Origin of the sequence: Propionivibrio soli (assembly GCF_025770765.1) — a bacterium.
Classification (GTDB): Bacteria; Pseudomonadota; Gammaproteobacteria; order Burkholderiales; family Rhodocyclaceae; genus Propionivibrio; species Propionivibrio soli.
The window spans coordinates 84,046-108,991 of record NZ_JANZKY010000015.1 but is presented as its reverse complement, the minus strand read 5'-3'; the positions used below and the strand labels follow the sequence as shown (position 1 = coordinate 108,991).

The 24,946-nt window shown below is 60.8% G+C and carries 26 protein-coding genes; 10 read left to right on the top strand and 16 right to left on the bottom strand.

Going from position 1 to position 24,946, the window contains the following annotated elements; all coding sequences use genetic code 11:
• Nucleotides 1–65 precede the first annotated feature (65 nt).
• Nucleotides 66–230 carry a hypothetical protein gene (locus tag NZ453_RS17545; protein WP_263772087.1) on the bottom strand — a complete coding sequence of 55 codons (165 nt, stop codon included), beginning with the start codon at nucleotides 228–230 and terminating at the stop codon, nucleotides 66–68.
• 43 nt (nucleotides 231–273) lie between these two features.
• Here NZ453_RS17545 and NZ453_RS17540 point away from each other — a divergent pair, with 43 nt between their 5' ends.
• Both NZ453_RS17540 and NZ453_RS17535 read left to right on the top strand, forming a co-directional pair.
• Complete coding sequence (locus tag NZ453_RS17540; RefSeq protein WP_263772086.1) at nucleotides 274–972, top strand: enoyl-CoA hydratase-related protein; 699 nt, start codon at nucleotides 274–276, stop codon at nucleotides 970–972.
• Nucleotides 956–1,087 carry a hypothetical protein gene (locus tag NZ453_RS17535; RefSeq protein ID WP_263772085.1) on the top strand — a complete coding sequence of 44 codons (132 nt, stop codon included), beginning with the start codon at nucleotides 956–958 and terminating at the stop codon, nucleotides 1,085–1,087. Before NZ453_RS17540 ends, NZ453_RS17535 begins: the two co-directional genes overlap by 17 nt.
• A gap of 96 nt (nucleotides 1,088–1,183) precedes the next feature.
• On the opposite strand, the gene NZ453_RS17530 is transcribed toward NZ453_RS17535, so the two are convergent.
• The 14 genes from NZ453_RS17530 to NZ453_RS17465 form a co-directional block, all read right to left on the bottom strand.
• Entirely contained in the window at nucleotides 1,184–1,633 is a 450-nt protein-coding gene (locus NZ453_RS17530; protein ID WP_263772084.1) for an SRPBCC family protein, read from the bottom strand.
• Nucleotides 1,634–1,646: 13 nt separating this feature from the next.
• Entirely contained in the window at nucleotides 1,647–2,135 is a 489-nt protein-coding gene (locus NZ453_RS17525; protein WP_263772083.1) for a VOC family protein, read from the bottom strand.
• Between the two features lie 286 nt (nucleotides 2,136–2,421).
• Nucleotides 2,422–3,447, bottom strand: coding sequence for an ABC transporter permease (locus NZ453_RS17520; RefSeq protein ID WP_263772082.1), 1,026 nt, complete (start codon nucleotides 3,445–3,447; stop codon nucleotides 2,422–2,424).
• Complete coding sequence (locus NZ453_RS17515; protein WP_263772080.1) at nucleotides 3,444–5,024, bottom strand: sugar ABC transporter ATP-binding protein; 1,581 nt, start codon at nucleotides 5,022–5,024, stop codon at nucleotides 3,444–3,446. Before NZ453_RS17515 ends, NZ453_RS17520 begins: the two co-directional genes overlap by 4 nt.
• A 136-nt stretch (nucleotides 5,025–5,160) precedes the next feature.
• On the bottom strand, nucleotides 5,161–6,162 hold the full coding sequence (locus tag NZ453_RS17510) for an autoinducer 2 ABC transporter substrate-binding protein (protein WP_263772079.1): 1,002 nt from the start codon (nucleotides 6,160–6,162) through the stop codon (nucleotides 5,161–5,163).
• 88 nt (nucleotides 6,163–6,250) lie between these two features.
• The gene (locus NZ453_RS17505) at nucleotides 6,251–7,246 is read right to left on the bottom strand and encodes an ABC transporter permease (protein ID WP_263772078.1); all 996 of its coding nucleotides are present in this window, start codon (nucleotides 7,244–7,246) and stop codon (nucleotides 6,251–6,253) included.
• A 115-nt stretch (nucleotides 7,247–7,361) separates the two neighbouring features.
• Nucleotides 7,362–7,808, bottom strand: coding sequence for an RbsD/FucU family protein (locus tag NZ453_RS17500; RefSeq protein ID WP_263772077.1), 447 nt, complete (start codon nucleotides 7,806–7,808; stop codon nucleotides 7,362–7,364).
• A gap of 190 nt (nucleotides 7,809–7,998) precedes the next feature.
• The gene (rbsK, locus tag NZ453_RS17495; RefSeq protein ID WP_263772076.1) at nucleotides 7,999–8,937 is read right to left on the bottom strand and encodes a ribokinase; all 939 of its coding nucleotides are present in this window, start codon (nucleotides 8,935–8,937) and stop codon (nucleotides 7,999–8,001) included.
• The gene (locus tag NZ453_RS17490; protein ID WP_263772075.1) at nucleotides 8,934–9,956 is read right to left on the bottom strand and encodes a LacI family DNA-binding transcriptional regulator; all 1,023 of its coding nucleotides are present in this window, start codon (nucleotides 9,954–9,956) and stop codon (nucleotides 8,934–8,936) included. The genes rbsK and NZ453_RS17490 overlap by 4 nt, the downstream gene beginning before the upstream one ends.
• A 52-nt stretch (nucleotides 9,957–10,008) precedes the next feature.
• Nucleotides 10,009–10,998: an ABC transporter permease gene (locus tag NZ453_RS17485; RefSeq protein WP_263772074.1), complete on the bottom strand. Its 990-nt coding sequence runs from the start codon at nucleotides 10,996–10,998 to the stop codon at nucleotides 10,009–10,011.
• 7 nt (nucleotides 10,999–11,005) lie between these two features.
• Nucleotides 11,006–12,565, bottom strand: coding sequence for a sugar ABC transporter ATP-binding protein (locus tag NZ453_RS17480; protein WP_263772073.1), 1,560 nt, complete (start codon nucleotides 12,563–12,565; stop codon nucleotides 11,006–11,008).
• Nucleotides 12,566–12,631: 66 nt separating this feature from the next.
• The gene (locus NZ453_RS17475) at nucleotides 12,632–13,579 is read right to left on the bottom strand and encodes a sugar ABC transporter substrate-binding protein (RefSeq protein WP_263772072.1); all 948 of its coding nucleotides are present in this window, start codon (nucleotides 13,577–13,579) and stop codon (nucleotides 12,632–12,634) included.
• A 464-nt stretch (nucleotides 13,580–14,043) separates the two neighbouring features.
• A complete protein-coding gene (locus NZ453_RS17470; RefSeq protein ID WP_263772071.1) occupies nucleotides 14,044–14,451 on the bottom strand; it encodes a RidA family protein in 408 nt (135 codons plus the stop codon).
• A 222-nt stretch (nucleotides 14,452–14,673) separates the two neighbouring features.
• Entirely contained in the window at nucleotides 14,674–15,138 is a 465-nt protein-coding gene (locus NZ453_RS17465; RefSeq protein ID WP_263772070.1) for a GNAT family N-acetyltransferase, read from the bottom strand.
• 262 nt (nucleotides 15,139–15,400) lie between these two features.
• Here NZ453_RS17465 and NZ453_RS17460 point away from each other — a divergent pair, with 262 nt between their 5' ends.
• The 7 genes from NZ453_RS17460 to NZ453_RS17430 all read left to right on the top strand — a co-directional run bounded on the left by NZ453_RS17460 (nucleotide 15,401) and on the right by NZ453_RS17430 (nucleotide 22,873).
• Nucleotides 15,401–16,996 carry an ABC transporter substrate-binding protein gene (locus tag NZ453_RS17460; protein ID WP_263772069.1) on the top strand — a complete coding sequence of 532 codons (1,596 nt, stop codon included), beginning with the start codon at nucleotides 15,401–15,403 and terminating at the stop codon, nucleotides 16,994–16,996.
• A 79-nt stretch (nucleotides 16,997–17,075) separates the two neighbouring features.
• Nucleotides 17,076–17,918, top strand: a complete 843-nt coding sequence (locus NZ453_RS17455; RefSeq protein WP_263772067.1) for a class II glutamine amidotransferase — start codon at nucleotides 17,076–17,078, stop codon at nucleotides 17,916–17,918.
• Nucleotides 17,912–18,889, top strand: coding sequence for an ABC transporter permease (locus NZ453_RS17450; RefSeq protein WP_263772066.1), 978 nt, complete (start codon nucleotides 17,912–17,914; stop codon nucleotides 18,887–18,889). The genes NZ453_RS17455 and NZ453_RS17450 overlap by 7 nt, the downstream gene beginning before the upstream one ends.
• Before the next feature lie 3 nt (nucleotides 18,890–18,892).
• Nucleotides 18,893–19,771, top strand: a complete 879-nt coding sequence (locus tag NZ453_RS17445; RefSeq protein ID WP_263772065.1) for an ABC transporter permease — start codon at nucleotides 18,893–18,895, stop codon at nucleotides 19,769–19,771.
• Nucleotides 19,768–20,778 carry an ABC transporter ATP-binding protein gene (locus tag NZ453_RS17440; RefSeq protein WP_263772064.1) on the top strand — a complete coding sequence of 337 codons (1,011 nt, stop codon included), beginning with the start codon at nucleotides 19,768–19,770 and terminating at the stop codon, nucleotides 20,776–20,778. The genes NZ453_RS17445 and NZ453_RS17440 overlap by 4 nt, the downstream gene beginning before the upstream one ends.
• Before the next feature lie 18 nt (nucleotides 20,779–20,796).
• Nucleotides 20,797–21,855, top strand: a complete 1,059-nt coding sequence (locus NZ453_RS17435) for an ABC transporter ATP-binding protein (RefSeq protein WP_263772063.1) — start codon at nucleotides 20,797–20,799, stop codon at nucleotides 21,853–21,855.
• A gap of 28 nt (nucleotides 21,856–21,883) precedes the next feature.
• A complete protein-coding gene (locus tag NZ453_RS17430; protein ID WP_263772061.1) occupies nucleotides 21,884–22,873 on the top strand; it encodes an alpha/beta hydrolase family protein in 990 nt (329 codons plus the stop codon).
• A gap of 54 nt (nucleotides 22,874–22,927) precedes the next feature.
• On the opposite strand, the gene pncB is transcribed toward NZ453_RS17430, so the two are convergent.
• Nucleotides 22,928–24,136: a nicotinate phosphoribosyltransferase gene (pncB, locus tag NZ453_RS17425; protein WP_263772060.1), complete on the bottom strand. Its 1,209-nt coding sequence runs from the start codon at nucleotides 24,134–24,136 to the stop codon at nucleotides 22,928–22,930.
• 151 nt (nucleotides 24,137–24,287) lie between these two features.
• Here pncB and NZ453_RS17420 point away from each other — a divergent pair, with 151 nt between their 5' ends.
• Nucleotides 24,288–24,665 (top strand): hypothetical protein, encoded by a 378-nt coding sequence (locus NZ453_RS17420; RefSeq protein ID WP_263772058.1) that lies wholly within the window; start codon nucleotides 24,288–24,290, stop codon nucleotides 24,663–24,665.
• Nucleotides 24,666–24,946 lie beyond the last annotated feature (281 nt).

Here is a 24,946-nt window from a genome sequence, read left to right as displayed (position 1 = left end):
CAGGCCAGAAAAGACCGCCGGGACCAGCCATTCTTTGCGTCGGGTGCACGAGCTCATGCTTGCGATCAAACGCCTCGCCGACGAACCTCTCCCAGACTGTTGCCCTGGCTATCCATGGCTTCGGCATCAGCCCCCTCGTGATTCAGTGCCGGCCAGCTCATGGCGCGAGACCCAATGTCATAGACCGTCTCGCCATGCTCGCCACCGAGGCAGTCGAACTTGAAGATCATGCATTTGTCTGATTCCCCTTATCGAGCACAGGCGTGAGGGAACATGAGCGCAATCAAACAGGAAATGCCCCCCGTGGTCTTGCGGGAGGATCGCGGCGCCGTCGCCATCTTGACGCTGAACCGGCCGAGCAAGCTTAACGCTCTGAACAACGAGTTGATCGCTTGCCTGATGGAAGCCTTCGACCGTATTGAGCTCGATTCCACCATCCGGGTCGTTGTGATCGTAGGGTCTGGAAGAGCTTTCAGCGCTGGCGCTGACATCGCGGAGTTCCAGAAACACATGCGAGCGGGCCCGGAAAGCGCCGTCATGCATTTCATGCGCCCTGGTCATCACCTGACCCGCCGGGTGGAATCCTTTCCCAAGCCGATTATCGTGGCCGTCAATGGGCTCGCGTTTGGCGGCGGCTGCGAAGTGACCGAAGCCGCGCATCTTGCCCTTGCCGCGGAGTCCGCCTCCTTCTCGAAAGCGGAGATCAATATCGGAATAATGCCGACTTTTGGCGGCACTCAACGCTTGCCGCGCAATGTCGGCCGGAAGGCGGCAATCGAACTGATTCTGACGGGGCGAGTATTCTCATCGAGCGAGGCCGCCGACCTTGGGTTGGTAAACCGAGTCGTTGCGGACGACGAACTGCTCCACGAAACAATGGCGCTCGCGAACGAACTGGCCGCCAAACCTCCGCTCTCCGTAGCGGCCACGCTCTCAGTCAGCGATTCACCGCGGCATGGACGCTTCCATTGACGACGGGCTCGCCATCGAAGAAGCGGCTTTCGCGCGTATCGTTCCAACCCTTGACGCCCAAGAAGGCGTCGCCGCCTTTGTCGAGAAACGCCGTCCGAGTTTCGTGGGCAAGTAAGGCGAGCAACGAGGAACAGTCTACTTGCAGGGGAAACCGGACACTCACTTCCGGTCAAGCGAGCGATCTGCCTGCTTCGGCAAATTCTTCGTAGAGCTATGGAGCGCCTCTACCGCGCAGAACCTCGGCTTCGAGGCGCTCCAGATTCTGTTGATTGGCCGCCGCAACGAACTGCGCTATGCGTTGGTAGTGCTCGACCGTATCGAAGACTTGGCGCCATCTCACTTCGGTGCCCTCGCCGTGCGGAGACAACTCAATCGTCAATACGAAGTGATGTCCGTTGAGATGTTCGATCTCGAAAACCCTGTCGGTTTCGACGCGGGTGAAGCGGCTTTCATTCGGATAGTCTTGACCGTCCGGCCCGTGCATCGTCAAACGCCATGTTCCGCCTGGATGGAAGGCGAATTCGTGGATGGTGTTGGTGAATCCGTCCGGTCCCCACCACCTGGCAATACGCGCCGGATCGCTCATGGCGCGAAAAACCTCGGAGGGGCTGGCGGAAATCTGTTTGCTTCGGGTGTCCGAACGGTTGGGAGTGGGTTCCATCGCTCACCTTTCGTCAAGATCCGGTGCCGCGGCGCGCAGCTTCGATGGCGGCGATGTCGATCTTTCGCATGCCCATCATCGCTTTGAATGCCCGTTTGGCCGCCGCGGCGTCCGGGTCGGTCACGGCCGCCGTGAGCGCGCGCGGCGTGATTTGCCACGACACTCCCCACTTATCTTTGCACCAGCCACAAGCACTCTCCTGACCTCCGTTTTCCATGATCGCATTCCATAGGCGATCTGTTTCACTCTGGTCGTCAGTAGCCACTTGGAACGAGAAAGCTTCGCTATGCTTGAAAGCCGGCCCTCCGTTGAGGCCGAGACAAGGGATGCCCAACACGGTGAATTCGACGGTCAAGACATCGCCTTCCTTTCCCGACGGATAGTCGCCGGGTGCGCGATGGACGGCTTTCACTGCGCTGTCCGGGAAGGTTTCGGCGTAGAACGTCGCGGCCTCCAACGCCGTGCCGTCGTACCAAAGGCAAATCGTGTTCTTGCTAACCATGGGGTCTCCTGAAACGGGTGGGAGAAGGTGTCCATAGGGTACGGCGAGCGGTTCCCGTGCTCCCGCCTGTGCGGGTCACGCGAAGCCCTCACGCGCACCTTCGCAGGCGCCTCCCGAGAGGGGGCCAAGTCACAGAGGCCCTGCTACTACCCGTCAAGTCACGTCAGGACGAATCGCCGCCCAATTCGACGGAAGGGCCATGTTGGTCTTAGAGAGGGATTTGATCGAAGCGTTCCGGCACCGAGCACGCCACGCCGTGACGTGCTCATGTACCGGCAATGTGCGGCTATTTCTTGCCGCGCGTGGCGAACACCGCCCCGGCCAGCAGGATGAAAGCGCCGATCACGACCTTTTGCCAAGTGCTCGGGACGCCGGCCAGGATCATGACGTTGTTGATCAGCGTGACGAGGATCACGCCGAGCAACGTACCGGATACCGTTCCCGTGCCGCCGGTAATGCGCGCCCCACCCAGGATGACCGCGGCGATCACGTCCAACTCGGTGCCGACAAGATCGAATGGGCTTGCCAGGCGAATGGTGGAAGCATGCACGATGCCTCCGATGCCGGCGAGCAGACCGACATAGCCGAAGGCAAAAACGTGTACCACGCGCACGTTGTAGCCCAGTCGTTCCGCGATGGCTAAGCTGCCGCCCATCGCGTAGATCGCTCGGCCCATCAGCGTACGGTTGAGCAGGAACCACGTCACGGCGGCCGCGAGCGCAAGGACCAAGACCGACGCCGGCAGGATGGCCGTTGCTCCGGTGGCGGACCGGTAATTGAACAACGCGATGCGCCCAAAGTTATCCATGCTCTGAGGAATCACCATGAAAAACAACGTGCCGACGAACGTGAGAAGAAAGCCGCGCAGCAGATATTGAGTCCCGATGGTGACGATCAGCGAAGGTGCCTTGAGCCTGTGGACCATATAACCGTTGCATGCGCCGAGCAGCGTTCCGATGATGGCTCCACTCACGATAATGACGATGAATGGAGCTTCCGGCCAGTAGCCCAGTACGGCCTTGGTGATCGCGTACATGCACAGCACGGCGATGGCGGTGAACGAGACGTCGATGCCGCCGGCCGCGAGCACGATCAACACGCCGAGCGCGAACAGGCCGGTGACGGTGGACGAACGCAGGATGTCGAAGACGGTCGAGAGTTCGAAGAAGTTGGGATTGATGCTGCCCACGATCACGCTGACGGCAACGATAAGAACCAGCGTGAATGACTCCGGATGCCGGGCGAAAAAGCCCCGGTGCGGCACGCCCGCCATATGCGAACCGCCTTTCAATGCGGATGCCACGGCATTCATGCGCGTACCTCCTCGGCGTCATCACCGATCAGCGCATGGTACAAGTCCGCTTCTTGCAGGGTGGCCGCATCGTATTCGCCGGCCAGGTGTCCTTTGCGCATGAGCAAAATCCGGTCGCAGTTTTGCAGGAGTTCGGGAAGGTCGTCGCTAATGATGAGGACCGTCAGCCCGTTTTCGGCCAGCCGTTGGACGATGCGGTAGATCGTATCCTTGGAACCGACATCGACACCGACGGTCGGCCCGTGCAGGACCAGCACCCGCGGTTCGATGGCGAGCCAGCGCCCAATCAGCACGCGTTGCTGGTTGCCGCCCGAGAGCGACTGAACGGGCAGACGGATGTTCGGTGCGGCAATCTGCAAATCCTTGATCGTGCGCGCGGCCAAATCATCGCCCTTCCCGGCGTCGAGCATGCCGAAGCGGCCCAGCAGGCGATCGAGCACGGCGGTGGCGACATTGTCGCGAATGGATTTGTCGAGGAACAGGCCCTCGCTCAATCGGTCCTCCGGCACATAGCCAATCCCCTTGGCGATGGCTTCGGCCGGCGTCTTGAAATGCTGCACTTCGTTATCGACGCGGATCTCGCCGCGATCCGCCGGGCGGACACCGGCAAGGGCCAACGCCAGCTCGTTGCGCCCTGAATCGAGCAGCCCGGTCAAACCCAGAATCTCGCCGCGTCGGAGGGCGAAGGAAACGCCATCGAACGCTCCTGCAACGCCAAGATTGCGCACGTCGAGGACGATTTCGCCCCAGTTCGCGTTGGCTCGGTAACGGCGGCCTTCGAGTTGCTTTCCAGTCATGAGCTGCATCAGTTGCGATTTGGTGTAGTCGGCGATCGGTCCTTGCGCGACTTTTTCGCCATCGCGCAGGATGATGACTTGCCCGCCGATGGCATAACACTCATCGAGCTTGTGGCTGACGAAAAGCACCGCGACACCGGATGCGCGCAGCCCTTCGATAACACGAATGAGGTTGTCGACCTCGCGCTGCGTCAGCGCCGTCGTCGGTTCGTCCATGATCACCATGCGCGCCTTGGTGGCAATGGCTCGAGCAATGGCAACCAGTTGGCGCGTAGCAATGGGCAGCAGTTCGACGGGCGTATCGCGGAATCGCGCATCACTGGGCAGGCCCGCGGCCTCCAGCGCGTGGACGGCCGTTTGCGCCAGAGTCGGCCGATCGTAACGGCGCAACAGACGACCGTTGGTGGCCACCAGTTGTTCGGTCAGCGCAACGTTTTCCGCGACGCTCAGATTGGGGATCAGCGAAAGATCCTGGTATACGGTTTCGATGCCGGCTCCCAGGGAATCGAGCGGCTTGAGCTCGCTATACGTGCGGCCGGCGACGATCAAGTGGCCCTCGTCCGGCGGCTGTGCCCCCGAAATGATCTTGATCAGCGTGCTCTTGCCGCAGCCATTCTCGCCGAGCAGGTGATAGATCTCGCCTGGCACGATATCGAGCGAAACCCCCTTCAGCGCGTGCACGCCACCGAAGCGCTTGTGGATTCCGACCGCGCTCAGGAACGGCTGTCCAGAGTCTTGGAGAGACGAATTACCGACTTGCGTTGAAGTGTCTATTGGCATTGCGGACAAATCATCGAGGCGCTATAGGGATGAAGATCCGCCGCGCTAACCGTTACGAAGCGCGGCGGTGGGACTACGCGTCCCGGAACACGCGGATTTCGGATTGCTCCGTTGTCCGCATGTTCCGGTCCATTCGTCAGAATGGATACTGCTTGTAGTTGCTCTTGTCGGCGTCGACCCACGCCTGGCCCTTAACGACGATTCCGCCTCCGGGTCCTTTTGTCACTTTGACCTTGTCGTAACCCTTGATGCCCAGGTCCATGCCGTCGGTGACGGTCTTGCCGTCGAGCAACAGCTTGGCGATCTTGTTCATCGCCAGACCCGCGTCTTTCGGATCCCAGAAGGCGATGCCGTTGATGGCGCCGGATTCGAGGTACTTGGCCGTCTCGCTCGGCAGACCGGTACCGAACACGCAAACCTTGCCTTGCAGGCCGGCTTCCTCAAGCGCGCGTCCGATGCCTAGCACGTCAACCGACGAACCGCCCTGGAAGCCCTTGATGTCCGGATGCTTGCGCAGCAGTTCCTTGGCCTTCTCGTAAGCCTTGGTCGCATCGTTGTTCGACTCGGTCTTGGCGTCGACGAGCTGCATCTTCGGATACTTCTTGGCAGCATTGGCCGCACCGCCTTCAGCCCATTGCACGTGGGACTGCATGCCCAGCGATCCGACGAACGACGTCCACTTGCCCGCCTCGCCCATGCATTTCGCCAGGCGATCGTTGATGCGTGCGCCGTAAGCCGCGTTTTCGAACGCTTCGACGTCGACCATCGTGTTCTTCTGGTTATCCGCTTCATGAGTAACGACCTTGATGCCGCGCGACATGGCCTTCTTGAACACCGGCTCAAGGGCAGCGGGGTCGATCGGCACTACGGCCAGCGCGTCGACCTTCTTGGCAATCAGATCCTCGATCACGCGCAATTGCTGCGCGGCGTCGGCCTGGCCAGGACCGGTCTGCTCTGTCTTGATCCCCGCATTCTGCGTGCCGAATTCCTTGACGCCGGCTTCCATGCGGTCGAACCAGGCAATGCCGGTGATTTTCACGACCGTCGTGATGGTCTGTTGCTTGCCTTGCGCGTAGAGCGTACCCGCGGCACCCAGGAATGCCAGGGCGAGCGCGGAACAAATCAGCTTACGATTCATCAACCTCTCCTCGTGAAATATGCCCCCGGTTTCTTGTCCCTGCGCGGGAGGGCGCCGCTTCGGGTCGTACAAATGAATTAGGAAGCGACTAACCCGGACTCCGGATCAGCGGCCAGAAAGCTCGTAAATCGAAACGGCTGGAAGCGAGCGAAAGCAGCAGTAGTGCGCCCCATGCCATGTCGCGGAAGAAGCTCGAAATGCCGACCAGATTGAATGCGCTGGACATGACCTGCAGCGTCGTCGCTGAAAAGAACAGGCACAGCGCCCTGCCGTAACCGCCCTCCGGTTTCACGCCCGCCATCACCACCGTCAGGATGGCGATCATGAGGTAGGAGCTACCGAAGTCCCACTTGGCGCTCGATGTTCGGGAGGCGATGATGATTCCCGCGATCGCTGCCAGGATGCCGCAGAAGGTGTAGGTGAAAACCAGCATGCGGTTCTCTGGAATGCCCGCATAGCGCGCCGCTTTAGGGTTCGTCCCCATCAAGAAAAGACGAATGCCGAACGGGCTGCGCTTGAGCACGAAACCGACCAACGCGACGATGGCGATGAAGATCAGGAAAGGAATCGGCACGTTGAACAGCGTTTCGTTGCCGATGGCCGAAAGCGCTTCGACATATCCGATGCGGACGGCCGAGCCGTTGGTCAGTCCGACTGCGAGGCCGGTGAAGAGAAGCTGCGTGCCGAGCGTGGCTAGGATCGGTGTCATGCGGCCGCGCGCGATGAGGAGGCCGTTGATGAGGCCGCCGGCTGCACCGACAAGTAGCGAGAGCCCGACGAACCCGAGCGTGAAAGCAACCGGAGCATCGTCCGGTGAGAAAAAGTGCGGAACGACGAGGCCGGCGACCACGCCCGCCAAGTTGGCAAGGGCGACCACGGACAAATCGATGCCGCCATTGCCGGAGATCATCGCCAGCATCACGGCAATCGCCAGGATGCCGAGTTCCGATACCTGGCCACCCATTGACTGCAAGTTGTCGATGTCAATGAAAAGTCCCCCAGAGACCGCCGTCGCAAGCAGGACGACGACCACGTTCATGGCGACCAGAAAAACCAGATGACGATCAGAGAACCACTCTTTCATCGACCCAATCCTTGTTTTGTGCCTTGCGCTTTGACGGTCAGACAGCGCCGCTATCGCGGCGCGAGATACGCGCGCAACGCTGTACAGCGGCCAAACCGCTTGCCGGCGACCACGCTTAGTCGAAAACGACGCCCTTCTTGAGAATGAAGCAGCCGTAGGGTCGGTTTTCGCTGTTCTGCACGACGGCGAAGCATTTCTTCGCGGCGGCGTAGAACTGATGGCGTTCGATCACCGTGTGCTGTACCGCCCGCCCTTCCGCCTTGTTGCAGGCAGCCAGTACATCGGCGTGCACGGGGAGGATGGCGCCGGGCTGGTCAACCGGGTCCATCCAGGCGAGCGGGGCATCGACGAAGTTATCTAGCGGCATCAGTTCGAGAATTCCGCCAATGGACGTCGGCGCATCCATGCCGCCCAGGGTGATCAACTTGCCGGACTGCGTTTCCATGGCGACCGATTGCGCGGGGAAATTTCGATCCACGACAACGAGTTCGTCGCCGTGGCCCATCGCCGCAAGCACCCACAACAATTCGGCATCCATGAACGCCGGCACGTGTTTCAGCATTCTTCCCTCCTTGATTGGAACGTCTCAGCGGCTCTCCCTGTTCGGGCGCGCCTTTCGCGGCGCAACTCCTCAAGCCGGACAAAACAAACGCAATAACTAAAAACCGTTAGCAATCGTTTGCGCAAACGTTTGCCTCACTATACAGGCGCGAAAACCGCTTAGCAACACACCTTGAATCGGTGACCCGGCGTCAGACCGCCGGCTTCAGTTCTCGGCGATAGGGAATCGACGGCTGCGCTCCGCGTCGCGTGACGCATACGGCACTTGCACGTTGTCCAAGTGCCACGGCATCAAGCAATCCCATCCCTTCGATAAGCCCGGCAGATAAACCGCCGATGAAGGTATCGCCGGCTGCCGTCGTATCCACGGCCTTGACCACGTTGGCGGGCAGATGGTTCTCACCGGCGTCGGAGACAACAACTACCCCGTTCTCGCCCAAGGTAATCAGCACGTACTTCACACCGCGTTGACGCAATACCCTCGCGGCGGCAAACGCACTGGGCACGTCCACCACTTCGATTCCCGAAAGGAGCGAAGCTTCCGATTCGTTAGGCACCAGGAAATCGATCTTAGTCCAAAGGTTTTCGGGCAACGGCGCGGCCGGGCCGGGGTTCAGCAAAACCGGCACACCGGCCGCATGAGCCATACCGATGGCGTGCTCTACGACCGGCATCGGCACTTCCAGTTGCAGCACCAGCAAGGCCGCACCCTCGATCATCCCGGCATGGGAATCAATGGCCTGCGGTGTGAGAGCGCCGTTGGCACCCGCCGCCAGCACGATGCGGTTCTGTCCGATGTCCTCGACGAGAATCATGGCGACTCCCGTGCCGACTTCGGTCGTCTGCCGAACACCGGTGACGTCGATGCCGTCCGCTATGAGCCCTTCGCGCAGGGTGGTGCCGAAACCATCGTTGCCCACCTGCCCTATCATGCTCACGCGCGCGCCGAGGCGGGCACAGGCAACCGCCTGATTGGCTCCTTTCCCCCCCGGCAGGGTGGAAAACTCATGGCCGTGCAGCGTCTCTCCACCGGCGGGGACGCGCGGCGTGCGCATCACCAAGTCCATATTGAGACTGCCAACGACAACGATCGGTTTGCCTTTTCGGCTTGAGAAATCCAATGAGCTCATGATTTTGCTTTAGCGGGTCGATAGGCGGCCGTTGATTCCCGAACCTTCAACTCGGGGTCGAGAATGATGCGCCGCCCCTCATTGCCGCTGGCATTGAGACGGTCGAGCAGGAGTTCGGCGGCGGACGTGCCGATTTGCCGTTTCGGTTGGGCTACGGTGGTCAAAGGCGGCGCAGAAAACGCAGCGAGCTCGATGTCATCGAAGCCAACGATGGAGAGCTGCTCCGGTACGGAGATTCCGGCTTCCCGAGCCGCGAGCAATGCACCAAACGCCATCAAGTCGTTGCACACAAAGACGGCTGTGGGACGCGGCTTGCGCTTGAGCAGAACCTGCATGGCAAGGTAGCCGCCACGCGCCGTGAAGTCGCCGCGCGCCAAGTCGGTTTCCTTCCGTTCGACACGTGCTTCTTCCAGTGCCTGCTTCCACCCGGCGCGCCGCTGCGAGCTCGGCGACAATCCCGGCGGTCCGCTGATGCAGGCCACTCGGGGATGCCCGAGGTCGAGCAGATGCCGTGTGGCGAGTTCCCCTCCGACCGTATGGTTGACCTCCACAAGGTCGCAGTTCGGTAGGCCCGCCACCTCCCGGTCGAGGAGCACCAACGGGATATTGACGTCGCTAAAGGTGGCACGCACGACGGCATCGCTGCCCGACGCCACGAACACTAGGCCGTCAACGCGCTTCTCGGCAAGCACGCGCACGTACGCCGTCTGCCGCTTCGGGTCGTCGTTGGAGTTGCACAGAATGATGTTGTACCCGGCGGCGAAGCAGCGGTCCTCGACGCCTCGGATGATCTCTGCGAAGTATGGGTTGGAGTTGTTCGGGATCACCATGCCGAAGGTGCGCGTGGTGTTGTGCTTGAGACTGCGCGCGACGGCACTCGGAACGTAGCCCAGTTCCCGCACCGCCTCCTCCACACTCTGGCGGGCGGCTTCACTGACGAAGCGCGTGCCGTTGACCACATGCGACACGGTGGTCACCGAGACCCCGGCGCGAAGCGCTACGTCCTTGATGTTCGCCATTCGTTTGCTTTCGGTATCGTCTTGAGCGCGATGTTTCCCGACATTTCAATACTCAGGTGCGCCTGCTCCGGCTCCGCTCGCGGTACATGTCGAGGATTACCGCGGCGATGATCACGCAGCCCGTTATGATTCGTTTGGTCGGCTCCGAAGCGCCTATTTGCGCCAGTCCCGCCTCCAGCACCGAGATTACCAAAACTCCGAAGAAGGTGCTGATGACCGAACCGCGCCCACCCATCAGGCTCGTTCCGCCGATGACCACCGAGGCAATCACGACCAGCTCCGCGCCGATCCCCGCATTGGGGTCCGCGGCCTCGAGGCGCGAGGACTGCATGATGCCGGCAAGCCCGGCGAGCGCACCGAGAATCGCATAAACGGCGATCTTGATCGGCCGCGGGTCGACGCCGGCGAGCCGCATGGCTTCTTCGTTGGTGCCGATGCCAATCATGTAACGCCCGAAAACCGAACGCGTCAGGACAAGATGCGCAACGATGACGATCACGATGGCAATCAAGAACGCGGGCGATACGCCGCCGAACATCGGCGCACTCAGCCACTCCACCGCTTCGCCGATGTACTGCGTACGCGAATCCGTCGCGATGTAGGCGGCACCGCGTGCCACTTCGAGCATGCCGAGCGTGACGATGAAGGACGGAATCCGCCACCCGACCGAGATCGCTCCATTCAACAGCCCCGCCACCGTCCCGACCACCATCGCGACGACGACGGCCAGATAAAGCGGCCATTCCCATTGCACCATCGCAATTCCCGCGACGGCGGCCGTCAACGCCATCACCGACCCGACCGAAAGGTCGATGCCGGCAATAATCAGCACGAAGGTCATGCCGACGGCAGTGACGGCGATCGCCGGGATGTCGTTAGCGATGGTGACGAAGGTCTCGGCCGAGAAGAAGTATTCGCTCAGCGACCCAAACAGCACCACCATCAAGGCGAGCGCCGCGATCAGGCCCACATAATTGCCGAAGGCACCGCGCAGCAATGAGCTGCTCCCCGCACCGGTGATTTGTCCTGTCTTATTGTTCATTCGAACCTCAATGGCAAGTCGCACCAACAGCTTCGGTGGTGGAAATCGTTGTTCCGGAAGATTTTTCGCCCGTGAGATAGCCGCTGAAAGCCGCTTCGAGGAGGTCCTGCTGCGTCCATTCGCCTCGCTCGAAAATCCGCACGAGTCGGCCCGCGCTCATCACGGCGATTCGGTCGCACACCGACATGAGTTCGCGCAAATCGCTGGACACCATCAATAGCGCCTTGCCCATCTCGGCCAATTGATCCATCTGCGCATAGATGTCGGCTCGCGCGCCGATGTCGACGCCGCGCGTTGGTTCGTCGAGCAGGAGAACCGCGCAGTCGCGGTGCAGCCAGCGCCCAAAGACGACCTTCTGCTGGTTGCCGCCGGAGAGTTCGCCGACCGGTTGTTCGATCGACTGGCTGCGTACGCCAAGGAGGCTGCTCAAGCGGCCGACCTGTGATCTTTCCTCGTCGGCCTGCAGCCAGCCGCGACGAGAAACTGAAGCGATGTTGGCCAGCGTCGTGTTGATACGGATCGCCAGCGGCAGCAGCAACCCCTGCGTTTTGCGGTCCTCGGTCACCAAGCCGATGCCTTGTCGTACCGCCGACATCGGTGAAGAAATGTGGGCCGGCGTCTCGCGGCCATTCAAGAATATCTCGCCGGCATCGCGGCGGTCGGCGCCGTAGATCAGGCGCAACAACTCGGTACGACCGGCACCCACAAGCCCGGCAACGCCGAGGATTTCGCCGGACTGGAGCGAAAAGCTCACGTCCTGCACGACCTTGCCGCGGCTCAGGCCACGGACTTCGAGGGCCGTTTTGCCCGCCGGACGGCGCGGCCGATCAAGCGCCTCATGGACGTCGCGCCCGACCATCATGCGCACGATGTCCTCCTGGTTTACCTCGCGCATCGGACGGGTACCGATATGGCGACCATCGCGGAGGACCATCACCCGGTCGGCGATTTCCTGCAATTCGTCCAATCGATGTGAGATGTAGATAATGCCCACGCCGCGTTGTTTGAGAACGGCGATCTGCGAAAACAGGTGCTCGATCTCCCGGCTCGTCAGCGCGGCTGTCGGTTCGTCGAGGATCAGGAGCCGGCAATCGCCGACGAGGTTACGGGCGATTTCCACCATTTGCTGGTAGCCGACGCCGAGTTCTCCAACCAGCGTGCGCGGGTCGATGTTGCCGAGGCCGATATTGGCCATCTGGCGTTCTGCCGCTTCGTTCAGCGTATCTCTGTCGATGAAGCCGGCCTTGTGGGGCAAGTGATCCAGCATCAGGTTCTCGGCAACCGTGAGCGTCGGAATCAAGCCGAGTTCCTGCAGCACCATGCGCACGCCGAGGTGTTCCGCTTCGCGCCGCGAAGCGGGCTGGAAAGGCTGGCCGTTGAGGGACATGCGGCCCGCCGTGGCGGGGATCAATCCGGCGACGATCTTGGTCAGAGTGCTCTTGCCGGCCCCGTTTTCGCCGGCCAAAGCCAATACCTCGCCTGCCTGCAGGTCGAACGAAACGTCGCTCAGGACGGGCGTCACATAGGTTTTGCCGAGGCCTTCGCCATGCAGCAACGGTGGGGTCATCTGGATACTCCGCTCGTGCTTAAAGCAGGTGCCCGGAGGCGTTCCGGGCACCGCTCTCCCCTCGGATTACTTGGTAACGAGGTCGACTTGGGTCTCGACTACGCCAGGCAGCTCGGATTGCGGAGTCTTCGCCTTGAGCGCCTTCAATGCGGTTTCGATGCCGAACACCGCTTGCTTGGCGGCATACTGGTCGGCCGTCGCGAGCATCTTGCCGCTCTTCAGCAGCGGTTTGACGGCGTTGATGTTGTCGTAGCCGACGACCTTCACCTGCGCGGTCTTGCCGGCCGTCTTCACCGCGGCCACAGCGCCGAGCGCCATGTTGTCGTTACCGCACAGCAGGGCCTTCATATCGGGGTGTTCACGCAACATCGCACTGGCGACCTTGTTGCCCTTCTCCATTTCCCATTGGCCGGACTGGACGCCAACCACGACGGCGCCGACTTCCTTCATGGCATCCTGGAAACCGGCCGTACGCTGCTGCGCGTTGAACGTCGTCGATACTCCCTCAAGAATGCCGACCTTGTCTCCGGCCTTCAACTGCTTCGCCAGATAGTCGCCGACCAGCTTGGCGCCCTTGCGATTGTCAGGACCGACGAAGGGAACCACCAGGCCTTTTTCCTTCAGCGCGCCGTCATCGAGCTTGTTGTCGATATTGACCACCAGCACGCCCTTGTCGACGGCTTCCTTGACCACCGGCACGAGCGCCTTGGAATCGGCCGGGGCCAGCACGATCGCGTCCACCTTCTCGACGATCATTTGCTGAATGATCTTGATCTGCGCGGCGGTGTCGGTCTCATCCTTGATCCCGTTGGCCACCAGGTTGTAATCCGCGGCATGCGCCTTTTGGTGGGCCTTCGCGCCTTGCTCCATGGTCTGGAAGAACTCGTTCGCCAACGACTTCATTACCAAGGCGACTTTTGGCTTCGCGTCGGCGGCCAGCGCATTCGTGAACGGGAAAGCTGCGAGTACGGCGAGTGTGGCTAACGTCTTGACGGCTATACGACGGCTATTCATGTGACTCTCCTTTAGTGTTTGCGATAACAAAACCACCGTGTGGATACCCGAACCGCTACAAAACGGTATGCGCTCGCAGGCAAACGATTGCGCAAACGTTTGCCTCATTATACGAAGGTGTTTTTGAAATACAAGCACAGGGGGTCGTCTACGTTCTCCTTGCGTTAGGTTGCGCCCTCGCGTCAAACGAACAATTGGAGCGACGTAGAGCGCGCCAGAAGAAGGATAGCCCCTTTAGGACGTGATCTGCTCGTCTTGGCAGGAGAATCGAGGCGGTTCCACGATCCGAAAAACGAGCAGACACCAACCCACGCAGAGCACCGAGCAAGCAAGATTTGCCGTCAAACGAGGCAGCGGGGGCGGCGTTTGCTGCCTAGCACCGTAATGGGTTCGAATGCGGTCGAATGCGCGTCGCGTACGAACGTGGAGACGACGCCTAGACGTCGAGCCGCAGGCAACGCTGGCTAATCGGGAAGGCGGACCGTCAGCTCCAACTCGATCTGAAGGTCCGGCGCGGCCAGTGCGGCCACGCCGACGCCGGTAACGCTGGGCTGGGCACCATCGAAGAACGCCAGTAAAGGCGGGAAAATCAAGTTCAGCCTTTCCGTCGTCAAATCGGTCATGAAACAGCGGGCGATGACGATATCGTGCGGCGTTGCACCGAGCGCTTCCAAAGTCGCCTTAGCGTTCCCCGTCGCGATTTTCATCTGCTCCACCAAATCCTCTGGCACAGGTTCCCCGCCTGGACGCCAAGCGACCTGCCCCGAGATGTACGCCATACGCCCCGGCTCAACAACGGAAATCTGCGAGTAGCCCATGGCGGAGGCGTCTGGGAGCGACGAGGGATTCATGCGAACAATACTTGGCTTCATGAGGTTCCTTGGATTAATGCCGGTTATCGGCATGGAATGAAGCAAGCAGACTGCCGCATCGGAGGAAGAGTTCAATAAGGCCTATCAGGCCGCCGGCCAACCCAAGAATTACCCAACAATACCGCGCGCGCCCAAACCGGCGTCGCCGGCGGATTGGAGTTCAGCAGCCAACCGCGCCAGTCACAGGATGAGTTTCGGTCATCCACCCGACCGGGGGACGCCTCATACGGGCTCGCAGGTATAGACGATGAAACCCAGATGCTTTGCAACTTTGTCGTAAAGCGCCCGACCCGCCATGTTGGTTAAATGGGTCTGCCAATAGACACGCTTCGCACCCGCCATCCGTGCTTGCTCATACACGCCTTCGATGAGTGCGCGCCCAATGCCGGCCCTCCGATGCTCCTGGCTGGTAAAAAGATCCTGGAGGTAGCACACAGGCTCGATCTTGGTCGTGCTGCGATGGAACAGATAATGAGTAAGGCCGACGATCTGGCCTTCGGCTATGGCGACCAGGGCGAAGACGGGCTCGTTGGGATCAAAGAACCGTTCCCACGTCGTGGCGGTGATGGGCTCGGGAAGCGCCGTGTCGGCAACGCGGCCATAGAATGCGTTATAGCCGTCCCAGAGCGGGCGCCACTGGTCGTAGTCGTTGCGAGCGATGAGGCGTACTTCAAGCGGTGTTGGCATGAGTGGATGTCAAAGGCTAAGTTAGTTGTGCGGAAGGGGTTTCAGGCCGTTTCCAGTCTGATACCACACGGCAATTATCCAGGCTGAATCGTCCCACGGACAACGGGTACAGGTTTGCATATCGCGACGGGCAACACCGGTTCCGATGGTGTATTTTGGAATACCCATATGGAAAAATGTTCGTTTCTCCCTGGCAACCTCGCTGCTACATTCGCACGGTTTCGGCTCTTGCCGCTTTCCCCCTCGAAAAAGGAGAATATTCGTGAGCTCTTCCATTCTGCCGCGCATGACGACTCTGCGCGCCTGCTTCGTTTCTCTCGCCTTGGCCTTCGCGGCGGCTCCTCATGGCGCGTCCGCGCAGGAATTGAAGATTGGGCTGAGCAGCAGCCCGGTGGCGGTCGATCCGCACTTCTTCAATAACGATGCGGTAAGCGCGCTGTGCAGCCATATCTACGAGCCCCTCGTGGCCATCGACGCCGATGGCAAACTCGCGCCGGCGCTCGCAGTTTCGTGGCGCACCGTGAACGACACGACGTGGGAGTTCAAGCTGCGCAAGGGCGTGAAGTTCCATGACGGCAGCGACTTCACGGCGGACGATGTGATCTTCTCGCTTGAACGCCCGGCGACGATCGCCAACAGCCCGAGTTCTTTCACCACCTACACGAAGTCGATCGTGGCGAAAAAAGTGGTGGATCCGCTGACAATCCAGTTGACGACCGCCGCCCCGGCGCCGCTGCTCCCCAACGACCTGACGCGCATATTCATCGTCTCGCGCAAGGCCGCCGAGAAAGCGACGACCGACGATTTCAATCAAGGCAAGGTCGAAGGCGGCACCGGGCCGTTCAAGCTCGTGAAGTTCAGCAAGGGCGAGAATCTCCAGCTTGCGCGCTTCGACGGCTATTGGGGCAACAAGGCGGCATGGTCGTCCGTTACGCTGAAGTTCCTGCCCAACGATCCTGCCCGTATGGCCGCCTTGCTTTCGAGCGACGTTCAACTGATCGAAAACGTGCAAGCCAACCTCGTCTCGCAGTTCAAGAGCAACAAGGATTTGAACGTCTTCGAGAAAATGTCGAATCGTTACATGTTCCTTTATACCGACCATCGCGACACGTCGCCGTTCGTGACCGACAAGGCCGGCAAGCCGCTCGACAAGAACCCGCTCAAGGATGCGCGCGTTCGTGAGGCGATCTCAAAGCTGATTGACCGCAACACGCTGACCGAGAAGGTGCTCGACAAACTCGGGGTGCCAAATGCCAACCCGGCGCCTCCCGGAATGTTCGGGCACAACCCGAACCTCAAGCCCGACGCACTGGATATCGCCGGCGCCAAGAAGCTGCTCGCCGAAGCCGGATATCCGGATGGATTCGGGATCACGATCTTCGGACCCAACGACCGCTTCATCAACGACGAGCAGGTCCTGCAGGCCATCGGCCAGATGCTGACGCGCGGAGGCATCGTGACGAAGGTACAGACGCAGCCGATGGCGACCTATATTCCGAAGGCCGCCAAGAAGGAGCTTGGCTTCGGCCTGCTCGGCTGGGGGGTCGGCGGCGGTGAGCCGTCAAGCCCGCTGCGCGGCGTTCTGGCGACGACCGACAAGGACAAAGGTCTCGGAGCGAGCAACTGGAGCAGCTACAGCAATCCCAAGTTCGACGCGACGCTGGTCGAAGCCTTGAGCACGATCGACGACAAAAAACGCGAAAAGCTCTTCCAGGATGCGGCGGAAATCGCAATCAAGAACGACCACGCGATAATCCCTCTGTATAATCAGGTTGCTACGTGGGCCTCGCGCAAGGGAATCCGCTATACGCCGCGGCCCGACGAAGCGACCCTGGCGCAGTTTGTCCAGCCAGAATGAAAGGAATGCCGTAGACCGGCGTAGAACCTCGCCCCGGAGGACAAAACGGGGCGAGGCGCTCAAACAGAACGACCCGAAAATGTGTCAATTGCTCGCGCTGAACAGCAACCACCCCGCTTCAATCACTTTCTCATTCGAAGGATTCGTGGCCCGAGGAGGCTTGACTGACCATCATCGCGACGGCTGGGGAATCGCATTTTTCGAAGACACGGGGTGCCGCGTCTTCATCGACTACCAGGCTTCGATCGACTCGCCGGTGGCGCAGCTGATCAAGCACTACCCGATCAAGTCGACCAACATCATCGCGCACGTGCGCCGGGCGACCCAGGGCAAGATATGCCTGCCCAATTGCCATCCTTTCATGCGCGAACTTTGGGGCAAATACTGGGTGTTCGCTCACAACGGCGATCTCAAGGACTTTTACCCCGAACTCACCGGTCAGTTTCTCCCCGTAGGCTTTACCGATAGCGAAGCGGCGTTCTGCTTGATTCTTCAACGGCTGAGAGAACAGCACCCCTACCGCGAGCCACCGCTCGGGGTTCTGTTTGAGAGCATTCAGGAAATCGTTGCCGACATTGCTCGGCACGGCACCTTCAATTTCCTGCTCTCCAACGGCGACGCGATGTTTGCCCACTGCTCGACAAATCTGCACTGGGTGCAACGCGGTTATCCCTTCTCCACAGCGAAACTGGTCGACTGCGATCTCTCCATCGATTTCAGCCATTACAACAAGCCGAACGACCTGATCACGGTGATCACCACCCAGCCGCTCACCTGTAACGAAAACTGGACCAAGTTCAAGCATGGAGAACTGATCGCCTTTCTCAATGGCGAAATCGTGCGCCGGTATGCGCCGGAGCAGGAACCCCAGGAAGCGGCAGCGCCAGACAACAGCGAAAAGGCCGAAAGCGTCGCATGCTAGTGTTCCTGCTGCGCCGCGTGATGCAGAGCGGCGTGGCGCTGCTCGTCATGTCGGTGCTCGTTTTCGTCGGCGTGTATGCCATCGGCAACCCAATCGATATTCTCGTCAACCCCGAAGCGGACAGCGCGGAGATCGAACGCGCCACGGCGGCGTTGGGCCTGGACCGGCCGCTGTGGACGCAATACCTGATCTTTCTGCAGAAGGCATTCTCGGGCGACTTCGGGAATTCCTTCGTGCATGGCTCATCCGCCACCCAGTTGATCCTGCATCGGATGCCGGCCACGCTGGAACTGGCGTTTGCCGCTCTCGTGATCGCCATCGTCCTCGGCATTCCGCTCGGACTGTGGGCCGGGCTGCGGCCTGAAAGCGCGAGCGGACGAACGATCATGGGGCTCTCGATCCTCGGCTTCTCGTTGCCGACGTTCTGGGTCGGTCTAATGCTCATCATGGTGTTCTCGGTCCAACTCGGCTGGCTACCGTCGAATGGCCGTGGAAGCACGGTTGACCTGTTTGGCCTGCCCGTTTCGATCCTGACATGGGACGGGCTCAAACACATCCTGATGCCCGCGTTGAATCTGGCGCTCTTCAAGATCTCGCTCGTCATTCGACTGACTCGCGCCGGCACACAGGAAGCAATGCTGCAGGACTATGTGCGTTTCGCGCGCGCCAAAGGGCTCAAGGCGTCGCGCATCGTCGGCGTCCACGTTCTCAAGAACATTCTGATTCCTATCGTCACGGTGCTTGGCCTCGAACTCGGCTCGCTGATTGCCTTTGCCGTCGTCACCGAATCGATATTCGCCTGGCCTGGGATGGGCAAGCTGCTGATCGAGTCGATCAGCCTGCTCGATCGGCCGGTGGTCGTGGCCTACCTGTTGATCGTCGTCGCGATGTTCGTCGTGATCAATCTCATCGTCGACATCCTCTACTCGCTCCTCGACCCGCGCATCCGCCTCAACGCCGCCGCCGACTGAACGATGCGCAAACTCCTCGACGCCTATTCGCCGCACTTCGCCGACCGCCTGGCGTTGTTCGCACTGCTCGTGCTCGTGGTGGCCGCCCTCGCCGCCCCGCTGATCTCGCCCCAGAACCCGTACGACCTGGCGCAACTGAACATCGCCGACGGCCGTCTGCCCCCGGGGACCCATGCCGGAAGCGACACGGCCACCGGACCTCAACATTATTGGCTGGGCAGCGACGATCAAGGGCGCGACATGTTCTCGGCGATCCTCTACGGGCTGCGCATCAGTTTGACGGTGGGCCTGAGCAGTACCTTGCTGGCACTGGCTTTCGGACTCTCCCTCGGTCTGCTGGCCGGGTATTTCGGCGGCTGGATCGATACGGCTGTGATGCGCATCGCCGATATCCAATTGTCGTTCCCCGCCATCCTGATCGCCCTCGTGCTGCTGGCTGTGCTGGGTCAAGGCGTAGGCAAGATCATCACCGCACTCTTCGCCGTGCAGTGGGCCTACTACGCGCGGACCGCGCGCAGCGCCGCGCTCGTCGAGCGCAACAAGGACTATATCGCCGCGGCCAGACTGCTCGGGCTAAGCACTTGGCGCATCCTCTTCCGGCATTTGCTGCCGAACTGTCTGCCGCCGCTGATCGTGGTTTCGGCACTGCAAGTGGCAAGCGCCATATCGCTTGAAGCCACGTTGTCGTTCCTCGGCATCGGTCTGCCAATCACAGAACCCTCGCTGGGATTGCTGATTTCGACGGGCTTTCAATACCTCATGGTCGGCGACTACTGGATCAGCTTCTTTCCCGGGATCGCGCTCGTGCTCTTGATCGTGTCGATCAACCTGGTCGCCGATCGCTTGCGCGACGTGCTCAACCCACGGTTGCAAAAGCAATGACGGAGCCCTTGCCCGTGCTGGACGTCAGCCACTTGAGCACGCACTTCGCGACCGCCAAAGGCGTGGTTCGCGCCGTCGACGACGTGAGCCTGCGAGTGCAGTCCGGCCAGATTCTCGGCCTGGTCGGAGAATCGGGGTCCGGAAAGTCGATGACCGGCTTTTCGATTCTCGGTCTCGTCGATCCGCCCGGAAAGGTGGTTGCGGGCAACGTATTGTTCAAGGGGCAGAACCTGCTGACGATGGACCCGGAGCGCCTGCGTCAACTGCGCGGCGACCGCATCGCCATGATCTTCCAGGACCCGATGATGACGCTCAATCCGGTGCTCCGGATCGAGACGCAGATGGTCGAAACGCTGCAGGCCCACCAATCCATCAGCCGCTCTCTGGCACGCACGCGAGCCATCGAGGCGCTCGCCGACGTTGGCATTCCCTCGCCAGCCGAAAGGCTCAGTGCCTATCCGCACCAGTTCTCCGGCGGCATGCGGCAACGCGTGGCGATAGCGATTGCCCTGCTTAACCGACCGGATCTGGTCATCGCCGATGAACCGACCACGGCGCTGGATGTGACGATCCAGGGGCAGATCCTCGCCCTCGTGCAGAGGCTTTGCCGTGAGCGCCAGACAAGCTTGATCTGGATTACGCACGATTTGTCGGTCATCGCCGGGTTGGCCGATCAAGTGGCGGTGATGTACGCCGGCAGAATCGTCGAATCCGGGCCCGTTCAATCCGTGCTTGCCGCTCCATTACACCCTTATACCGAAGGATTGCTCGGCGCGATTCCCGCTTTGCACGAGCGAGGCGAGCCCTTGCGCGCGATTCCCGGTGCGACGCCTTCGCTGGCAAGCCTGCCCACAGGCTGTGCCTTTGCCGATCGTTGTCCGCGGGCTTTCGCCCAATGCTCGGTACCCCTCGGCGAGACAGAAATCGCAGGCGACGCCGGGCCACGCCGCACGCGGTGCTGGTTGCATAGTCCGGTGCCTGCGCCTATGCCTACTATTCAGCGCTGAGCAGGCCCGAACCTGGATATGACCGACTCCCCCGCTTCCGCGTCTCGCTCATCGCCGCTCGTTGAGCTCCGGCACATCAGCAAGTTGTTCGTCCGCTCGCCGGACCTGGCGGCGCGCGTGGCGCAAAAGCTTGGCGCCGCCGTCTCGACGGAGACTGTGCACGCGGTCGACGACGTTTCGCTGACGATTGCCCGTGGGGAGATCGTCGGCCTCGTCGGAGAGTCCGGATGCGGCAAGTCGACGCTTGGGCGCCTGGCGGTCGGTTTGTACGCGCCGACCAGCGGACAGCGCTTCTGGTACGGCGAAGAGACGGGAGGTGCTCCCGGCAAGCAAACCGAACGGCTCGCCATAGACGAGCTGCCCGCCTCCGAAAGGCAGGCGATTCAGATCCGGATGCAGATGGTGTTTCAGGATGCGTCGGCTTCGCTCAATCCGAGAATGCGGGTGGGAGCGGCGATCAGCGAAGCGCCCCTAGCGCATGGACTGATCAAGCGCCAGGATCGCGAGGACTGGCTCGCGCAATTGATGCGGCGAGTCGGGCTCGATCCGAGCCTTGCCGAACGTTACCCGCACCAGTTCTCCGGCGGGCAGCGCGCTCGTTTGGGTATCGCCCGGGCGTTGGCCGTGCAACCCGAATTCATCGTTTGCGACGAGGCCGTCGCCGCGCTCGACGTATCGATTCAGGCGCAGATTATCAACCTCTTCATGCAACTGCGCGCGGATCTCGGGCTGACGTACCTCTTCATCAGCCACGACCTCGGTGTCGTCCGCCATATCAGCGACCGCGTCGTTGTCATGTACCTCGGCCGAATTGTCGAAGTCGCTTCGGCAGCCGACATCTTTGAACGCCGACATCACCCCTACACGCGGGCCTTGATTGCCGAATTGCCTTCACTTTCGCAACGGCATCGCGTGTATCAACCGGTTCAAGGAGAGCCGCCCTCCCCGATCCATCCACCCAAGGGCTGCCACTTCCATCCGCGTTGTCCCTTTGCCAGGGCCGAATGCATCACGGAACGGCCGGCGCTGAGGGAAATTGCGCCCGGGCACTGGTCGGCCTGCGTCCTTGAACCGTGACAGCCACCTTGTACGTTCCGGACCAACGATGCGATTCCTGACGTTCCTCCTAGCGTTGGCTCTGCATCTTCCGGCGTGGGCAGCGCAAGAAGGGCTGAATGCAGGCGTTCGCCTGTTCGAGTTCAATGACCCGGTGTCCGGGCGACCCGCGCGCGCCGCGGTTTTCTTCCCGACGCATGACGCCGCGCAGGACATGAACGTTGGGCCGCTTGAAATCAGGGCAAAGAAGGATGCAGCGCTCGAGCCGGGCCGTCACCCGCTGCTCCTGCTCTCGCACGGCAGCAGCGGCAGCCTGTTCGGTCATCACGACATCGCGACGTTCCTCGCTCGACACGGCTATCTCGTCGCGGCGATCGAGCATCCCGGCGACAACTTCCGCGATGAATCCGGATTGGGCAGCGACCGCGTCCTTGTCGGGCGCAACTTGCAATTGATCGCGTTGCTCGATGCACTGCTTGGGCATTCGTCCTATGGAGCGCGTATCGACGCCGACCGCATCGGTGTCGCGGGTTTTTCCGCCGGGGGCTACACGGCGCTCCTGATGATCGGAGCGAAACCGGATTTCTCGCAGTTGAAGCCTTACTGCGCAAGGAACCCGCAAAGCGTCCTGTGCTCCGGCGGCGGGAAGGTGAACATCTCGTCACCGCCCTTGATTCCGCGTCCCGATATACGCGTTCGAGCCGCGTTTGTCATGAACCCGGTCGCCGCCTACTTCAGCGCCAAAGAGTTATCGTCCATTTCGCGCCCCGTGGCGATCTGGGCATCCGAAGCCGATGCGATTCTTCCGGTGGGCGAGAACGCACGCTGGCTCAGAGACCACCTACCGGTCCCGGCCAAATATGAGGAAATCCCGAAAGCGGGCCATTTCGTTTTCCTTGCCCCATGCAACGCCGCAATGGAAATCTCGTCGCCCGCTCTGTGCATCGATCCGCCAGGCGTGGACCGGGCCGCCGTGCATGACGCGCTGAGACACGCGATGGTCGACTTCTTTGACAAGCACCTTGTAACGAACCCATAGCGGCACTTCGCTGCGGGGAGGTTCCCCCCGTCGAGAGGCAAGAGGTTCCTTGCCTCAAGTCGGTTGAGGATGATTGAACACTTGCCGAAGGTACGCGAGAAACGTCTCGTCCTCGCACAGCGTCTTGCCCGGCGAATCGGAGAGCTTGGCGACAGGTTGTCCGCCGCACGCGGTGATCTTCATGACGATATTGAGCGCCTTGTGCGGCGTATCGTTAGAGAGATTGGTGCCGATGCCGAAACTGGTGTGGATACGCCCGCGGAAATGACGGTACAGCGTCAACGCGCGCGGAATGTCGAGCGCATCGGAGAAAACCAGGCGCTTGGTCGCCGGATCGATGCGCAGCGCTTGATAGTGCCTGATCGCCTTCTCGCCCCACTCGATCGGATCGCCCGAATCGTGGCGTAGTCCGTCGAAGAGCTTGGCGAAATAGAGGTCGAAATCGCGCAGAAAAGCATCCATGCCGACCACGTCGGTCAGGGCTACGCCGAGGTCTCCCCGATATTCTTGTACCCATCCTTCCAGCGCGGCTTTCTGGAAATCCCGCAACCGGAAACCGAACCCTTGGTAGGCCTGGAGATATTCATGGGCCATCGTGCCGATCGGCGTGAGGCCAAGCTTTTTTGCCAGGTAGACGTTGGATGTGCCTCGAAAGTGGTCCGGCGCCGCTTCGGCAAACCGGCTCACCATCTCCTCATGCCAGGTGCCCGAGTAGCGACGGCGCAGCCCGAAATCGAAGAGCGTGAAATGAAAACCTTCGGCGATCGGCAGCTCCGCAATGCCCGCCAGCAGGCCCGCGATCTTCGCTTCAAGGCGTTCGCGCGCGGCATCAAGCACGCCTTCGGTCGGTAATCGCCTGAAGTACAGTTCATTGACGATATAGAGAATGAAGACCTCAAAGCCCATCACATGCACCAAGGGGCCGCGCGCGATGATTTCGAGGGTTTCGCCAACCGTCCGCACCTCGACGAATCGCTCTTGGAAACGAAACACCGAGAGAAAATCGACGAAGTCGCTTTTGATGAAACGCAGGCTGGAGAGGTAATCAAGTTCGTCCTGCGTAAAGTGCAGGCTGCATAGCCGGCCAAGTTCGCGCTCAACCTCGTCTTTCAGTTCCGCGAGCGGGTACGCCGGCGTATTGCGGCAAACGAAGCGATATTCAGCCGACGCCCCGGGATTGCTGTGCAGGAGTGCCTGCCACATCGTGAACTTGTAAAGGTCGTTCTCCAGCAGGCTGCGCACGACCGGGGCCACACTCTTCATGTCCAAAGCTCGCTAATGAGTCACCGGACGAATTATGCGGTATTCCCTTCAACACGTCGTTGAACGACTCGCACCGAACGATCGGAAAACCAGGCTCTGTAGGCGCGAACTTTGCTCATCATCGTTCGGGACACCAACAAAGGAGAAGAGAATGCCCGTGCGCGCACGTTTCGATTTCGAAAAAGCTAGGCACCGCTACCTGAGCTCTGCCTTCGACTGCTATGCGGCGGAGTTTGAGACCGTGTTACCGCATCTGGAAGCACAGTTGGAGTTCGGGCGCCGCGTCGTCGCCGTCTTCCTCTCGCCGGACGGCGAGTATTTGCGTCGCGAGTACGCTCATCTTGTCGATGAGGAGGAAGGCTGCAAGGCTGTTGTTCTCGCCGCCGCCCGGCTAGCTGGTCGTGAAGTGTTCGAGTTCTATTCGGAAAGCGACGAGTGGGACCGGTTTGACTTCTTTGAAGAAGACGGCTGGGATGTCGCCGGCTGGCTGGCATCCGGCCGCCATTCCGGCAGTCTTTGGCTCCATTAGCGCTCGCATCAAAAGGGGCCTGTACGGCGTGATCATTCCGCCCCGTAGGCGTATCCACCGTGCGTGGGCCCGACTGCCGCTATGCGCTACGCAAACAAAGGTATCCGGACTAGCCCAGCGAGGTGATCGCCTCTGTGAAAACCAGGTGCAAAAATCATCCGCCGCAGAATCTGGGACGCCCCCTTCCTGCTGCCAGAGATAACCACCTCCTCTCTCGCGACGACCGGTGACCTGAACTCCTGCAGAGCAAGAAAACTCAAAGACCCTCGTAATCTGTTATC

What these genes read in the sequence shown, in the direction of transcription:
- NZ453_RS17510 (WP_263772079.1), bottom strand. Translation starts at nt 6,162, where the DNA reads ATGAATCGTAAGCTGATTTGTTCCGCGCTCGCCCTGGCATTCCTGGGT.
- NZ453_RS17505 (WP_263772078.1), bottom strand. Translation starts at nt 7,246, where the DNA reads ATGAAAGAGTGGTTCTCTGATCGTCATCTGGTTTTTCTGGTCGCCATG.
- rbsK (WP_263772076.1), bottom strand. Translation starts at nt 8,937, where the DNA reads ATGAGCTCATTGGATTTCTCAAGCCGAAAAGGCAAACCGATCGTTGTC.
- NZ453_RS17420 (WP_263772058.1), top strand. Translation starts at nt 24,288, where the DNA reads ATGCCCGTGCGCGCACGTTTCGATTTCGAAAAAGCTAGGCACCGCTAC.
- NZ453_RS17440 (WP_263772064.1), top strand. Translation starts at nt 19,768, where the DNA reads ATGACGGAGCCCTTGCCCGTGCTGGACGTCAGCCACTTGAGCACGCAC.
- NZ453_RS17530 (WP_263772084.1), bottom strand. Translation starts at nt 1,633, where the DNA reads ATGGAACCCACTCCCAACCGTTCGGACACCCGAAGCAAACAGATTTCC.
- NZ453_RS17545 (WP_263772087.1), bottom strand. Translation starts at nt 230, where the DNA reads ATGATCTTCAAGTTCGACTGCCTCGGTGGCGAGCATGGCGAGACGGTC.
- NZ453_RS17465 (WP_263772070.1), bottom strand. Translation starts at nt 15,138, where the DNA reads ATGCCAACACCGCTTGAAGTACGCCTCATCGCTCGCAACGACTACGAC.
- NZ453_RS17455 (WP_263772067.1), top strand. Translation starts at nt 17,076, where the DNA reads ATGTGTCAATTGCTCGCGCTGAACAGCAACCACCCCGCTTCAATCACT.
- NZ453_RS17520 (WP_263772082.1), bottom strand. Translation starts at nt 3,447, where the DNA reads ATGAATGCCGTGGCATCCGCATTGAAAGGCGGTTCGCATATGGCGGGC.
- NZ453_RS17540 (WP_263772086.1), top strand. Translation starts at nt 274, where the DNA reads ATGAGCGCAATCAAACAGGAAATGCCCCCCGTGGTCTTGCGGGAGGAT.
- NZ453_RS17480 (WP_263772073.1), bottom strand. Translation starts at nt 12,565, where the DNA reads ATGACCCCACCGTTGCTGCATGGCGAAGGCCTCGGCAAAACCTATGTG.
- NZ453_RS17500 (WP_263772077.1), bottom strand. Translation starts at nt 7,808, where the DNA reads ATGCTGAAACACGTGCCGGCGTTCATGGATGCCGAATTGTTGTGGGTG.
- NZ453_RS17445 (WP_263772065.1), top strand. Translation starts at nt 18,893, where the DNA reads ATGCGCAAACTCCTCGACGCCTATTCGCCGCACTTCGCCGACCGCCTG.
- NZ453_RS17525 (WP_263772083.1), bottom strand. Translation starts at nt 2,135, where the DNA reads ATGGTTAGCAAGAACACGATTTGCCTTTGGTACGACGGCACGGCGTTG.
- NZ453_RS17470 (WP_263772071.1), bottom strand. Translation starts at nt 14,451, where the DNA reads ATGAAGCCAAGTATTGTTCGCATGAATCCCTCGTCGCTCCCAGACGCC.
- NZ453_RS17435 (WP_263772063.1), top strand. Translation starts at nt 20,797, where the DNA reads ATGACCGACTCCCCCGCTTCCGCGTCTCGCTCATCGCCGCTCGTTGAG.
- NZ453_RS17485 (WP_263772074.1), bottom strand. Translation starts at nt 10,998, where the DNA reads ATGAACAATAAGACAGGACAAATCACCGGTGCGGGGAGCAGCTCATTG.
- NZ453_RS17535 (WP_263772085.1), top strand. Translation starts at nt 956, where the DNA reads ATGGACGCTTCCATTGACGACGGGCTCGCCATCGAAGAAGCGGCTTTC.
- NZ453_RS17490 (WP_263772075.1), bottom strand. Translation starts at nt 9,956, where the DNA reads ATGGCGAACATCAAGGACGTAGCGCTTCGCGCCGGGGTCTCGGTGACC.
- NZ453_RS17430 (WP_263772061.1), top strand. Translation starts at nt 21,884, where the DNA reads ATGCGATTCCTGACGTTCCTCCTAGCGTTGGCTCTGCATCTTCCGGCG.
- NZ453_RS17475 (WP_263772072.1), bottom strand. Translation starts at nt 13,579, where the DNA reads ATGAATAGCCGTCGTATAGCCGTCAAGACGTTAGCCACACTCGCCGTA.
- NZ453_RS17450 (WP_263772066.1), top strand. Translation starts at nt 17,912, where the DNA reads ATGCTAGTGTTCCTGCTGCGCCGCGTGATGCAGAGCGGCGTGGCGCTG.
- NZ453_RS17515 (WP_263772080.1), bottom strand. Translation starts at nt 5,024, where the DNA reads ATGCCAATAGACACTTCAACGCAAGTCGGTAATTCGTCTCTCCAAGAC.
- pncB (WP_263772060.1), bottom strand. Translation starts at nt 24,136, where the DNA reads ATGAAGAGTGTGGCCCCGGTCGTGCGCAGCCTGCTGGAGAACGACCTT.